Genomic DNA, 13,802 nt, shown 5'->3' on the forward strand with positions numbered 1-13,802 from the left:
AGATCACAATGTTATTCGTCCAGCAGGAAAACGTACACTTCTTTCGGCCCGTGAACGCCTACCACGAGTGTTTTCTCGATGTCTGCCGTGCGGCTGGGGCCGGTGGCGAACGAGATCATGGAGGGCAGCTGGCCGGGGTATTTTTCCTTCATTTTGCTGATGCCGTCTTTCAGGTCGAACACCAGCTGGTGCGAATAGGCCACCACGATATGAACTGGGGCGTACACCGGCAGGGCGCGGCCCGAAGGCTGCGCTGCGCTCATGATGATGGTGCCAGTGCGGGCGATGAGGTATTCGCAGTCCGTGATCGCGGCGTCGAGCGTATGCACGTCGCCCACGTTGAGGTATGCCGGGTTGTAAGGCCTGAGTACGGATTCGAGGGAAGGCGTTTTGCAATGCACGTGCGTCCATTCCTTGTTTTCCACGAGTGTTTGCAGGTTTTCGGCCAGCTCGTCGCGGGAAGAGCAGAAGATGAATTTGCCCTGGAGCTTGGAGAACTCTTCGGCGAATTTCAGCTCAAGGCCTTCGTGTTCGGTGTGATATACCGAGTTGTTGCCTTCCGCGTTGGGGAAAGGCAGCTGAACCGGCTGGCTGAGCGCATTCCGAACCCTTTTGAGTATGTTTTCTTTAGCTGGAGATACTTTCATCGTTCCTGACTATTCTGAAATGGCATTAGCGGGTGAAGGGTTGATGATGTCCGTAGGATGCACGCCATCGGTGGTCATGCCTTCTTTATTGGGCACCAGGTGTTCCCTGTGCGTTTCGTACGGGCGTTTGCCGATAAGGCGCTCCAGGTCGTCTTTATACAACACTTCTTTTTTCAGCAGCTCCTGCGCCAGCAGCTTCACATTGTCCAGCCTTTCCGAAAGCAGCGCCTTGGTGCGGGCGTAAGCTTTTTCGATCAGCAGCCTTACTTCCGTGTCGATCATTTTAGCGGTTTCTTCGGAATAAGGTTTGGTGAATGCCTGTTCGCTGTTGGGATCGTAGAAAGAAACGTTGCCCACTTTGTCGTTCATGCCGTACACGGTCACCATGGCGTAGGCCATTCGGGTGATCACCTGCAGGTCGTTCTGCGCGCCGGTGGAGATCTTTCCGAACACGAGGTCTTCTATCACACGGCCGCCGAGGGTCATGCAGATGTCGTCCATCAGCTGTTCGGTGTTGTACAGGTATTGTTCTTTCGGGAGATACTGCGCATAACCGAGCGCCGCAACGCCGCGGGGCACGATGGTCACTTTCACGAGCGGGTTCGCATGTTCGAGGTACCAGCCGCAGATGGCGTGGCCGGCTTCGTGGTATGCGATCACTTCTTTCTCTTCCGGTGAAATGATCTTGTTCTTTTTCTCCAGGCCGCCGATCACACGGTCGATCGCATCGTTAAAGTCTTCCATTTCCACTTCGGTTTTGCCTTTACGCGCCGCGATAAGGGCGGCTTCGTTACAAACGTTGGCAATGTCTGCGCCTGCAAAACCGGGGGTCATGGAGGCGAGTTTTTTGATATCGAGGTTGGGGGAAGTTTTGATCGGTTTGAGATGCACGTTGAAGATGTGCTCGCGGCCGTTCAGGTCCGGTTTGTCGATGGAGATCTGGCGGTCGAAACGGCCGGGGCGCAGCAGCGCGCTGTCCAGCACGTCTGGCCGGTTAGTGGCGGCGAGAATGATGATCCCGCTGTCTGTACCGAAACCGTCCATTTCCACGAGCAGCTGGTTGAGCGTGTTTTCGCGCTCGTCGTTGCTCATCATCACGTTTTTACCGCGTGCGCGGCCAATGGCGTCGATCTCGTCGATGAAGATGATACAGGGCGCTTTTTCGCGGGCCTGTTTGAACAGGTCGCGCACACGGCTGGCGCCCACGCCCACGAACAGTTCCACGAAATCGGAACCGGACATGGAGAAGAACGGTACCTGTGCTTCGCCGGCCATGGCTTTCGCCAGCAGCGTTTTACCGGTGCCCGGAGGGCCTACCAGCAATGCGCCTTTGGGTATTTTACCACCGAGGGCGGTGTATTTTTTCGGGTTTTTGAGGAAATCCACGATTTCCATCACTTCCACCTTTGCTTCGTCGAGACCGGCCACATCGTTGAAGGTGATGGTTACGCGGGTACCTTTATCGAAGAGGGTGGCTTTTGACTTGCCGATATTGAAGATGCCGCCGGGCCCGCCGCTTCCGCCGGAAGGGCCGCCCATTTTACGCATCAGCAATACCCACATGCCTATCAGCAGCAGGATGGGCAGTAATATCTGCATCAGCGGCTCGAACCAGTTCTGGCGGTCGGTGTACGACACGTTCATCTGGTCTGCCAGCGGCATGCCTTCCTGTGCCTTGTCCAGCTCTTTCTGGAAACTTTCCACGCTGCCAATGGTAAACTGGTAGTGCGGGCCGGGGTTATCGTTGCCGAGACGGTTCTTGGACACGGCTTCGTACCGGGGGTCCTTCAGCCTGTCTTTTTTAATAAAAACCTCCACCAGCCTTTTATTCACCACTACGAGCTTTTCCACGTCGCCCGTACGGAGATATTCCTGCTGGAACTCCTTAAAGCCGGTAAGCTCCTTGGGATGGCTGGAGAACGGCTCCACGAAGTTCATTGCCAGCAAGGCAATACCAATGAAGGCATACACCCAGTATATGTTGAACTTTGGCCCTTTCTTCGGCGATTTTTCTGACCCCTTGTTATTATAGTTGTTGCCTCCTTTTTCCATGATCGTTCGCTCCTTTACGAATGAGTGTTGTCTTTTTATACAAATAATTAATACAAAACCGGGGGTTTTGTTCAGTTTTCAAGATGTTCCATGCGTTCTGCATCGCTCCACATCTCTTCCAGATTGTAGAATTTGCGGGTTTCGGGTATAAAAATATGCACCACGATGTTCACATAGTCCACCAGAATCCACTGCTGGGCTGTGAAACCTTCGTGTTTGTACGGCATTTCATCCGTATTCTTCTTCACTTCCTCCTCCACAAAGTCCGCAATCGCCTTAACTTGGTTATTGGAATTGGCCTCACAAATGATAAAGAAGTCAGCTACCGCTTCAGGGATCTTGCGCAGATCAAGGGAAACGACATTCTCCCCTTTTTTCTCCTGTATGGCCTTTATGATAGTGGTAAATATCTTGCTGTTCCTGTTAATGCGTGTTACCGCCTTTTTCCTGCTATTCAGAATGGTTAAGGGTGCCAATAAATGCTGTTTTTGTTAAAAATAAACTTTAATCTCCAAAATTACTAAACCAGCGTCAAAATATAACACCAGCCGCGTACTTAGGTAGACGAATGGCACGGTAAAAAATTGTTAAAATGTTTTACTTTGCTTTTTACCGTAAAACAGGCTTTGTGATAGGAAACCCATTTCATGTGCTGGCCACCATAGACAGCACCAATAACTATGCCATGGGGCAGGTCAATGCCGGGCCAGTGGCAGACGGAAGCACCTGGTTCGCGCTAGAGCAAACCGCCGGAAAAGGGCAGCGCGGCAAACAGTGGCTGTCTGCCCCCGGGGAGAACATTATGCTCACCACCGTGCTGCAGCCCGCCCTCACATTGAATCAGCAGTTTATGCTCAGCGTAGCCATATCTCTCGGCGCTTTCGATTTCTTCAGCAAATACGCCGGGGAAGAAACCCGGATCAAGTGGAGCAACGACATCTACTGGCGTGACAGAAAGGCAGGCGGAATCCTGATAGAGAACGTTTTACGCGGAAATGTATGGCAATATGCCATCGCGGGAATGGGGATCAACATCAATACCCCGAAGTTCCCTGATCATCTTATCAACCCCGTATCACTGCGGCAGATCACCGGTAAAAGCTGGGACAGCCTTGAACTGGCGTACGACCTTTGCCGCTGCCTCGACGAACGTTACAGCCGTTTGCATCCCGCGATCTTCGATCAGCAGCTGGCCGAATACAAAACAAACCTTTACCGTCTTCACGAGCCCGCGCTGTACAAGATCCACGGCGACATCTTTCAGGGCGTTATCCACGACGTGCTGCCCGATGGCCGCCTTTGCCTCGAAAAAGGAAAAGAAATGCTGGAGCTTGGCTTCGGGGAAGTAGAATTCATTTTTGCAAATTAAGCTGGAAACCTTGCCGGTATTGGCCTTGAGGGAATAAAAAAAGCCAGTTTAACAACTGGCTTTTGGAGAAGTGGAATTTGTAAAGACAATATTCGATCGGCTTCTCCAAAAACGCCAGTCACGGGATGAACCCCTGATTTTGGTCAATAAATGGAGGTTTACAAGATGTAGATTCTTTTTTGTCCTGCCAAATATAAAACTGCAACAGTTGTTGCAAATCTTCGCAAAACTGCGCTGGCGCCGCATTCCAAAAATCCTCTGAATTTTGCAATTTCCCGTTTGAATCCTGCAATTGCCGTGAAAAAGGCCGTGCGTACATTTGTAACCATAAATCCTATTCACAATGCAATACAGAACTTTAGGCAAATCAGGGGAGAAAGTATCCGCCCTCGGATTGGGCTGCATGGGCATGGCCTTCGCATACGGGCAGCGGGACGACCAGGAATCGCAGGCAACGCTGGAACTGGCGCTGGAGCTGGGTATCAACTTCTGGGACACGGCGGATATGTACGGGCAGGGTTATAACGAAGAGCAGCTTTCCAAAGTGCTGGCCGCCCGCCGCAAAGACGTATTCCTCGCCACCAAATTCGGTTTCCGTTTCAGAGAAGACGGCTCCACCTATTTCGACGGCTCGCCCGAATATCTTAAAAAAGCCTGCGATGCAAGCCTGAAAAGGCTTGGCGTGGATGTGATCGATCTTTATTACGCGCACCGCGTAGACGATAAAGTGCCCATCGAAGAAACCGTCGGCGCTATGGCAGACCTCGTGAAAGCCGGCAAAGTGCGTTACCTCGGTCTTTCCGAAGCTTCCGCGGCATCGCTGCGCAAAGCCAGCGCCGTGCATCTTATTACGGCGCTGCAAAGCGAATATTCCCTCTTTGTGCGCGACATAGAAAAAGAAATCCTTCCCACCGCCCGCGAGCTTGGAATCGGCATCGTGCCTTACAGCCCGCTCGGCCGCGGCGCGCTTACCAATACGCTGAGAGACGTGAGCGATCTCGACCCGACGGATTTCCGCCGCAACCTCCCCAGGTTCCAGCAGGAAGCGTTTGAACAAAATCTCCGCATCGTAACCGCGCTGGAAACAACGGCTAACGGGAAAGGCTGCACGCTGCCGCAGCTCGCGCTGGCGTGGCTTCTCGCCCAGGGCGACGATATCGTTCCCATTCCCGGCACCAAACGCAGGAAATACCTGCGGGACAATGCGGGGGCGGTGGATGTAAAACTCAGCAAAGAAGAACTGCAGGCCATCGATTCACTGATGGCGGGTTACCAGATTAGTGGAGAAAGGTATAACGAAGGTTCGATGAAACTGGTGAACCGCTGATCGGTTCCGCATAAACAAAAAAGGAAGGCACTGCGCCTTCCTTTTTTTTATTCCTGTATGCATATCATGATGTTTTGTAACCCCAGTCCTGCAGCCACTTCAGCACTTTCTCCTTATAGTCTCCCTGTATCAGTATCTGCCCGTCCTTCACACTGCCGCCGGTACCGCATTTTGTTTTCAGGTCCTTCCCCAGTTTTTCAAGGTCTTCTTCTTTTCCCACAAAACCATCTACCACAGTTACGGTTTTACCGGCGCGCTGCTTGGTGTCCAGCTTCACTTTCAGGCGCTGCTGCGCGGGGGAAAGCGTGTCCTGTTCCGGCTGTTCTTCGTGCTGGTACTGGTACCCGGGATCGGTGGAGTAAACGATGCCGTTGGAAGAATTTCTTTTTTTGCTCATAAACCAAGTTTTAATTGTCCTGCGGAACGACGATCTGCAACGCCCCGGGAACGACACGAAAATACACCGTTTTGCCGTTCAGCGGCACGGCATCGCCGTCTACCTGCAAACAATTGAGGTCGGGGCTGCTTACGGTGATCTCTTTTCCTGTAAAATGTTTCATGAAACGGCTTTGGTGAATGGTGCCGCGCAGCGAATGCAGGCTCACCGGCAGCAGGTGCCAGAAACGCACCGGCGGCATCAGGCATACGTCCAGCAGGCCGTCGAACACGCTGGCCTGGGGCGCCAGTTTAAATTCGTAGCCGAACTGGTTGCCGTTGGCCACCGTCATCAGGAAAGCCTTTTCATGGGTTTCCTCGCCATCTGTATTGATCGAATAATGCGCGGGATCGTAGCCGGAAAAACCGCCGATCACCAGCCGCGCGTAATTGATCAGCCCCCTTTTTTTGGAATGCCTGAACCGGTCTGCGATCAGCGCGTCGAAACCTACGCCGGCGTTGCTGAGGAACAGGTGTTCGTTGGCAAAACCAGCGTCCATAGGCATTCTGCGGCCGGCCGCCACGATCTGCAAAGCTTTTGTTACGTCCAGCGGGATCTTGAGCGCGCGGGCCAGGCCATTGCCGCTGCCAAGCGGAACGATCGCCAGCGCGGTGCGGCTGCCCAGGAGGCCCTGCGCAATTTCGTTGATGGAACCATCGCCGCCAACGGCTACCACCGTGTCTACTCCGCGTTTCACCGCTTCACGCGCAAGGTCCGCGCCATGCCCGAGGTATTGCAGGTAGGTCACTTCCACGCTGAAGCCGTCTGCCGGCAACTGCTGCCGGATAGCCGCACCCATTTGTTTTTCGCGGTCTGTACCGGCTTTGCGGTTGATGATGATGAGTATCTTCCTCAAGGGATCGTTATTTGTCGGGGTGGATAACCGCTTTCAGGCTCAGGTCGAGGCTGACGGCGTGGTGAATGATGGCGCCGACGGACACAAAATCGACGCCTGTTTTGGCGTAGGCCTCCACGTTTTCCAGCGTGATGCCGCCGGAGGCTTCGGTTTCGTATTTGCCCTGTATCAGCTCCAGCGCCGGCGGGATCTGCTCCGGCGTAAAATTATCCAGCATGATGCGGTGCACCTGGCCAACGGACAGTATTTCCCGTACATCGGCGAGATTGCGGGCTTCCACTTCTATTTTCAGGTCAAGCCCGTTTTTCGCAAGGTAGGCCACCACGTTGTTCACCGCAGGCGTAATGCCGCCGCTGAAATCGATGTGATTGTCTTTGAGCATCACCATATCGTACAGCCCGATGCGGTGATTGACGCCGCCGCCGATCAGCACGGCTTCTTTTTCGAGCATGCGGAAATTAGGAGTGGTTTTGCGGGTATCCAGCACTTTGGTGTGATAACCTTTAAGTTTGTCCGTATACCGGCGGGTAAGCGTGGCGATGCCGCTCATGCGCTGCATGCAGTTGAGCACGAGCCGTTCGGCCATCAGCAGGGTGCGCACGGAGGCGTCCACTTCAAAGGCGAGCTCGCCGGCGGTCATGCTGTCGCCGTCTTTTTTGAGGGGCCTGAAGGTGGTTTGCGGGTCGAGGTGCTGAAAGATGGCCGCGGCCGCTTCCATGCCGGCGAGCACGCCGTTTTCCTTGATCTTCAGCTGTGCGGAGCCGCGCACGCCCGCAGGGATGGAGGCCAGGGTGGAATGGTCGCCGCTGCCGATGTCTTCAGCCAGCGCACTGCTGATAAATTGTTCCAATGCTTCTTTCTGTAACATAACCGGTCAAAAAATTGAAGGCAAGTTACAAACAAAAAGGCTGCCCCGCGAAAAACGGAGCAGCCTTCAATTCCTTTTCTTAAGCTATCGTTCCTTTATTTACTTTCAAATCTTATCTCGTTCAGTAACAACTCGTTGCCTTTTTTCTGAAGGAAAAACGACACCCTGTAATTGCCGCCCGAGGTAACGAGGTTGCCTATCCCGTACCTGGACCCGCCTCCGGCCTCGCCCTGGTGGATGAGCTCAAAGGATTTCACCTGGTTTTTGGCAAAAAAGTCTTTTAAAATGATCTCCGCCTGTGCTTTGCTATAGCTGCTGCTTTTGCCAGCGATGTTGATCTCGACCGTCTTATCCAGGGATTTACTCAAGCTGCTTACATCCCCTTTTTTGATGGCGGCGATCACATCTTCGAATGGACCGGCCATCGCAGTAAAGGCTGTAAACATACCAGCAGCGAACACTACTCCCAGCACAAAAATTAACTTTTTCATATCCGTTTTTTGATTCGATGTATACTTTTATCAACCATAGAGGGAACCAAAACTATGCCAAACTGTTGATGTTCAAGCAATATCCCATTATTGTGCTATGTAACGCGTTGTTCCGCATTATAAATGAATACTATATAAAATCGTACTCACATGTAAGCCGTTCCCAAAATTTTAAATGCGGAAAGGGATGTTATTATTAATTTCACGACCCGATTCATTCAACAACGGATTTTAATGTATGGAAACTAAAAGAGCGATCCTGGTCATCATGGATGGCTGGGGCGAGGGTAAAGTACCGGCCGCAGACGCCGTCCAGCACGCAAACACTCCTTTCGTAGACAGCTTATACGAGCAATATCCCCATAGTTCGCTCATTACCTGCGGCGAAGACGTGGGCCTGCCCGAAGGGCAGATGGGTAACTCCGAAGTGGGCCATCTCAATATCGGCGCGGGAAGGATCGTGTACCAGGAGCTCCAGCGCATCAATGTAGCCATACGCAGCGGGGAACTGGCGGCCAACGCCGTGCTGCAGTCTTCCATGGACTATGCCCTCAACAACGACAAAGCCCTTCATCTCATAGGCCTGGTGAGCGACGGCGGGGTGCACTCCCACATCAGTCACCTCAAAGCCCTTACCACCATCGCGCATGCGCGCGGGCTGAAAAAAGTGTTCATCCACGCCTTTACCGACGGGCGCGACACGGACCCGAAAAGTGGTCTCGGTTATCTCGAAGACCTGGAAGCGCACCTGGCGCAAACGACAGGCCGCATCGCTTCGGCTACGGGCCGTTATTACGCGATGGACAGGGATAAACGCTGGGAAAGGGTAAAACTCGCCTACGACGCGCTCGTGCTCGGGCAGGGCGCTCCCACCCGCGACCTGCTTACCGCCGTTAAAGCATCTTACGCGGAAGGCATTACCGATGAATTCATCAAACCGATCATCGTGACCGACGAAGCGCAACAGCCGATTGCCACTATCCGGGACGGCGACGCGGTGCTGTGTTTCAACTTCAGGACCGACCGTTGCCGCGAGATCACCGAAGTGCTCACGCAGGAAGCGTTCCCCGCTTTCGGCATGCAGCCGCTGGCGCTGAATTATACCACCATGACGGAATACGACAAATCGTTCCGCGGCGTGCACGTTATTTTCGACAACGACAACCTGGTGATGACGCTGGGCGAAGTGCTGGAAAAATATGGCAAAACGCAGATCCGTATTGCGGAAACCGAAAAATACCCGCACGTTTCGTTCTTTTTCTCCGGCGGCCGCGAAAACCCGTTCAACGGGGAAAGAAGGCTGCTGGCGCCTTCTCCCAAGGTGGCTACTTACGACCTGAAGCCCGAAATGAGCGCGCCCGAACTGGCCGACCTGATCGTGCCGGAACTGGAGCAGCGCACCGCCGATTTTATCGTGCTGAACTTTGCGAATGCAGACATGGTGGGGCATACCGGTGTTTGGCCCGCAGCCATCAAAGCCGTTGAGACGGTAGACGCCTGTGTGGCGAAAGTGGTGACCACCGCGCTGCTCAACGATTACGTGATCTTCCTCACGGCAGACCATGGCAACGCGGATTACATGATCAACGAGGACGGAACGCCCAACACCGCGCACACGCTCAATCCCGTGCCGTTCTTCATCATCAGCCACGATTTCAAGGGGCCGATCAAAAACGGCAAACTGGGCGATCTTGCACCGACCATCCTGCATTTTATGGGCCTGCCCATACCGCCGGAAATGACGGGCAACATTCTCGTGTAAACCTTTCACAGACAGTAAATTACCCCCATACAAGCCGGCGCTTTCCTGCGCCGGCTTCTTTATTTTTCTTCCCGTGTAACTTTTGGGTTTCCCCTCCCGTTCTATTATTTCAAATCCATGCTCCCTATGCGCCACTGTCTAATATCCATCCCCTTTGTTGCGGTGATGTTGCTGGCACTGAGCGGCTGTGTGAAAGAGAATTGCCAAAACACCGTTAAAACGAAAATTTTTATCCCTGTTTACAAGGGCCTGAGCGAAGTGAGAGCAGCCTCGGAGCTGACGCTTCCCGCCCGCGAAATGGAGGGTACCGGCAAAATTTACGTAAACGGAAAATACATCCTGGTGAACGAGCCGGCGAAAGGCATTCATGTGATCGACAACAGCGATCCAAGAGCGCCCCGCGCCGTCGCTTTCCTGAATGTGATGGGGAACATGGACATGGCCGTGCAGGATAACATCCTGTATGCCGACAATTTCCGCGACCTGGTGCTGTACGATATCAGCGATGTAAGCAATATCAGGTTCCTGAAGCGGTTCGAAAGCGTGATGGGTTATTCGGTAGACCATGCAGGGCGGTGGATGGGCGTGCCGAGCACCGGCGGCGATTCGCTGCTGGTGGGATATGAAGCGCGGGACACCAGTTATGTTTGTCCCTGTTCCAACCCGAAAGGCGAGGACTTTGTGGTGTTCGACAACCAGGTGCTCACCTTCAATTCCTCCAGCTTTAAGGCTTCGGCCAGCGGCGGTACCGGGAAAGGCGGTTCCATGGCGAGGTTCGCCATCGCTAAAAACAGGCTGTACACCGTCGACCTGTACGCTTTGACAAGTTTTAACATCGCCAATCCCGCCAACCCGGTAAAAGCGCCCGAACCTTTACATATCGGCAGTGGGATAGAGACGATCTTTCCTTACCAGGACTACCTGTACATCGGCAGTAATTCCGCCATGTACATTTACGACCTCGCGGACCCGGACAAGCCGGTACGCCGCTCCGCCGTATCGCATGTAAAAGCCTGCGACCCGGTGGTGGTGGAAGGAACCACCGCATACGTGACCGTGCGCACCGGCACTTTTTGCCAGGGTACCGTGAACGAACTGCAGGTGTACGACGTAAAAACCCCGGACCATCCCGTGATGCTCGCCTCCTACCAGATGAGCAACCCGCATGGCCTGGGGGTGGACAATGGCAGACTCTTCATCTGCGAAGGCGGTTTCGGCCTCCGTTTCCTGAACGCGCCGTCTGCCGCGGGCATCAAACAGGTCAGTCACCAAACCGGCTTCAACGCCTACGACGTGATCCCATTCCCGGGTGAGAACAGGCTGCTGGTGACGGCGGTGGAAGGGCTTTATCAATACGATTATTCATCCATGGCCAACCCGGTGCTGTTAAGCCGGATACCCGTAAAACATTAACCTGACTATATAACTTTTTAGTGCTCTCGACAGATTTGCTCATGCATCAGATGCGCCGTTTTCACGGCGCATTATTTTTTGCGCCCATTTTCCCCGCGATCCCTTTAAATTTGCCGGTATGAGACCTTTAGCCCGGAATTTCTTCCTTTGCGCATTGTTGCTCGCCGGTTGCGGCCTGCAGACCGACAAGCCGGCTCCCCTTCAGAAAGACATGAGTTACCGCGCCCTCGGCAATTATTGCTGGGAGGAGATCGCGCGGATGAAAGAACAGCGCATCGGCGTGACCAAAGTGGTGCGGGTGAACGGGCAGACCGATTCGCTGATGGTGAAAGACAGCGCGGGCCTGCAAGCCCTCTTTAAACCGCTGATGGACGCGGACGTGAGCAAACCTTCGCTGGCAGACGCTTACCAGGTGGACACCATTGCCGACCAGTTTCATAGAGACACTACTTTTATTTACCATACCAAGGGGAAACAAACCTGGCCTGCCCAGCTGATACTCGACGTAGACAGCGCGGGCCGCATCAAAACCGCGCAGGTATCGTCGTACACCAAAAACCTCGTGTATGAATACCGCCAGGAAGTGCTGTACGAGCGTAACAAACAGCTCCGGGTAAGCACCTTCCAGAAGATCATTTTCCTGAAGCCGGAAAGCCTCGAAGTGCTGGCCTGGTTTCACCCGACAACGAACAATTCATGACAGCCGCAGAATTTCAACAGATAGCCCACACATTGCCCGTACATGCCGGTATTTACAAATATTTCGGCACGGAGGGAGAGCTGCTTTACATCGGCAAGGCCAAAAGCCTACGCAAAAGGGTGAGCTCCTATTTCGTGAAGAACCATGACAATTACAAAACGCGCAAGCTGGTGGAATCCATCCACCACATCGAGTTCACCATCGTAGATTCGGAGCAGGACGCGTTTTTGCTGGAAAATTCCCTCATTAAACAATTCCAGCCGAAATTCAACATCAACCTTAAAGACGACAAAACATACCCGTTCATCATCATCAAACATGAACCGTTTTCCCGCGTGTTCCTCACCCGCCGCGTGATCAAAGACGGCAGCGAATATCTCGGCCCCTTCACTTCCGTGGGGCGCGTGCGCGAAGTGCTGGAGGTCATCCGCTACAACATCCCGCTGCGCACCTGTTCGCTGAACCTCACCGAACAGAACATCAAAAAAGGAAAGTTCAAGGTTTGCCTGGAATACCATCTCGGCAACTGCAAAGGACCCTGCGAAGGGCTGCAGACCGAAGAAGATTACCGCGAAGGGCTGCAGCAGGTGAAAGAGATCCTGCGCGGCAACCTTTCCCCCGTGCTCAATATTTTCAAATCGAAAATGCAGGAGCACGCGATGAACATGGAATTTGAAAAAGCCGAGATACAACGCAAAAAGATCGAAAGCCTGCAGGCGTACCAGAGCCGCTCCACCATTGTGGGCTCGAGGGTCGGGAATGTGGACGTGTTCACTATTCTTTCAGAAGGCAATTTTGCGTACGTGAATTACCTGCGCGTGCTGAACGGCACTATCGCGGATACCAAAACCGTCACGCTGGAAAAGAAACTCGAGGAAACGGACGAAGAAGTGATGAGCTACGCCGTTGCTTACCTGCGCGACGCGTTCCAGAGCATGGCGAAAGAGATCATCCTGCCTTTTGAAGTGGAATTCCCCGAAGAAGGCGTTACCCTTACGGTCCCGAAAGGCGGCGACAAAAAGAAACTGCTTGATCTTTCCGAAAAAAATGTGACGTATTTCCGCGAGGAGCTGAAGAAAAAGAAGATGCTGCACCTCGAAGGCAAAACGGACATGGAGAAGAAAAAAGTGCTGTACCAGTTGCAGGCCGATCTCGAACTGCAGGAACTGCCAGTGCACATTGAATGTTTCGATAACTCGAACTTCCAGGGCAGTTACCCGGTTTCCGCCTGCGTGGTATTTAAAGACGGGGTGGCGTCGAAAAAAGACTACCGGCATTTTAACATCAAAACGGTGGAAGGCATCAACGACTTCGCATCGATGACGGAAGTGGTTTTCCGCCGCTACAACCGCCTGCTGAACGAAGAACAGCCATTGCCTCAGCTGGTGATCATCGACGGCGGCAAAGGCCAGCTGGGCGCGGCGATGGAAAGCATCCGCAAGCTGGACCTGATCGGCAGCATGACGGTAGTTGGCCTTGCGAAAAACGAAGAAGAGATCTTTTTTCCCGGCGATAAAGAAAGCATCAAACTGCCGTACGACAGCGAAAGCCTGAAACTGATCCGCCGCATCCGCGACGAGGTGCATCGTTTCGGCATTACGTTCCACCGGCAGAAACGCAGCAAAGGCACTTTCAAAAACGAACTGGAAGACATCAAAGGGATCGGGAAAAATACGGCGACGCAATTGCTGCAGGTTTTTCGTTCGGTGAATAAAGTGAAACAGCTGTCGCTGGAGGAACTGGTGAAGGAGGTGGGTCAAAGTAAAGCCCGGCTTATATTCCAGCATTTCCACGGGGAACCGTCCTGACCTTATAAAATGACGAGAGCCCGGTTTGAGAACCAGGCTCTTTTCCCCAAGTTAACCATTAAAAGACACAGAT

The 13,802-nt window shown here is 53.2% G+C and carries 13 protein-coding genes; 6 read left to right on the forward strand and 7 right to left on the reverse strand.

The window, feature by feature from the left end; genetic code table 11:
• Window positions 1-11: 11 nt before the first annotated feature.
• From J7I43_RS10550 to rsfS, 3 genes are all read right to left on the reverse strand, one after another.
• A complete protein-coding gene (locus J7I43_RS10550) occupies window positions 12-647 on the reverse strand; it encodes a LutC/YkgG family protein (protein WP_209145637.1) in 636 nt (211 codons plus the stop codon).
• 9 nt (window positions 648-656) lie between these two features.
• Window positions 657-2,699 carry an ATP-dependent zinc metalloprotease FtsH gene (ftsH, locus tag J7I43_RS10555; RefSeq protein WP_209145638.1) on the reverse strand — a complete coding sequence of 681 codons (2,043 nt, stop codon included), beginning with the start codon at window positions 2,697-2,699 and terminating at the stop codon, window positions 657-659.
• A 71-nt stretch (window positions 2,700-2,770) separates the two neighbouring features.
• The gene (rsfS, locus tag J7I43_RS10560) at window positions 2,771-3,175 is read right to left on the reverse strand and encodes a ribosome silencing factor (protein WP_209145639.1); all 405 of its coding nucleotides are present in this window, start codon (window positions 3,173-3,175) and stop codon (window positions 2,771-2,773) included.
• Between the two features lie 152 nt (window positions 3,176-3,327).
• On the opposite strand from rsfS, the gene J7I43_RS10565 reads away from it, so the two are divergent.
• Window positions 3,328-4,068 (forward strand): biotin--[acetyl-CoA-carboxylase] ligase, encoded by a 741-nt coding sequence (locus J7I43_RS10565; RefSeq protein ID WP_209145640.1) that lies wholly within the window; start codon window positions 3,328-3,330, stop codon window positions 4,066-4,068.
• Window positions 4,069-4,411: 343 nt separating this feature from the next.
• Entirely contained in the window at window positions 4,412-5,395 is a 984-nt protein-coding gene (locus tag J7I43_RS10570) for an aldo/keto reductase (RefSeq protein ID WP_209145641.1), read from the forward strand.
• Between the two features lie 64 nt (window positions 5,396-5,459).
• Here the strand turns inward: J7I43_RS10570 and J7I43_RS10575 are convergent, their stop codons facing one another.
• The 4 genes from J7I43_RS10575 to J7I43_RS10590 form a co-directional block, all read right to left on the reverse strand.
• Entirely contained in the window at window positions 5,460-5,792 is a 333-nt protein-coding gene (locus J7I43_RS10575) for a translation initiation factor (protein WP_209145642.1), read from the reverse strand.
• A 10-nt stretch (window positions 5,793-5,802) separates the two neighbouring features.
• The gene (locus J7I43_RS10580; protein ID WP_209145643.1) at window positions 5,803-6,687 is read right to left on the reverse strand and encodes a diacylglycerol/lipid kinase family protein; all 885 of its coding nucleotides are present in this window, start codon (window positions 6,685-6,687) and stop codon (window positions 5,803-5,805) included.
• 7 nt (window positions 6,688-6,694) lie between these two features.
• Window positions 6,695-7,555, reverse strand: coding sequence for a carboxylating nicotinate-nucleotide diphosphorylase (nadC, locus tag J7I43_RS10585; RefSeq protein WP_209145644.1), 861 nt, complete (start codon window positions 7,553-7,555; stop codon window positions 6,695-6,697).
• A 95-nt stretch (window positions 7,556-7,650) separates the two neighbouring features.
• Entirely contained in the window at window positions 7,651-8,046 is a 396-nt protein-coding gene (locus J7I43_RS10590; protein ID WP_209145645.1) for a DUF4783 domain-containing protein, read from the reverse strand.
• A gap of 238 nt (window positions 8,047-8,284) precedes the next feature.
• Between J7I43_RS10590 and gpmI the strand changes: the two genes are divergently transcribed.
• The 4 genes from gpmI (at window position 8,285) to uvrC (ending at window position 13,729) form a co-directional block, all read left to right on the forward strand.
• Window positions 8,285-9,808: a 2,3-bisphosphoglycerate-independent phosphoglycerate mutase gene (gene gpmI / locus J7I43_RS10595; RefSeq protein ID WP_209145646.1), complete on the forward strand. Its 1,524-nt coding sequence runs from the start codon at window positions 8,285-8,287 to the stop codon at window positions 9,806-9,808.
• Window positions 9,809-9,934: 126 nt separating this feature from the next.
• Window positions 9,935-11,221 carry an LVIVD repeat-containing protein gene (locus J7I43_RS10600; RefSeq protein WP_209145647.1) on the forward strand — a complete coding sequence of 429 codons (1,287 nt, stop codon included), beginning with the start codon at window positions 9,935-9,937 and terminating at the stop codon, window positions 11,219-11,221.
• Between the two features lie 118 nt (window positions 11,222-11,339).
• Window positions 11,340-11,921: a hypothetical protein gene (locus J7I43_RS10605; RefSeq protein ID WP_209145648.1), complete on the forward strand. Its 582-nt coding sequence runs from the start codon at window positions 11,340-11,342 to the stop codon at window positions 11,919-11,921.
• Window positions 11,918-13,729 (forward strand): excinuclease ABC subunit UvrC, encoded by a 1,812-nt coding sequence (gene uvrC / locus J7I43_RS10610; RefSeq protein ID WP_209145649.1) that lies wholly within the window; start codon window positions 11,918-11,920, stop codon window positions 13,727-13,729. Before J7I43_RS10605 ends, uvrC begins: the two co-directional genes overlap by 4 nt.
• The last annotated feature ends 73 nt before the right edge of the window (window positions 13,730-13,802 follow it).

Source organism: Chitinophaga chungangae (assembly GCF_017742215.1).
GTDB classification, from domain to species: Bacteria; Bacteroidota; Bacteroidia; order Chitinophagales; family Chitinophagaceae; genus Chitinophaga; species Chitinophaga chungangae.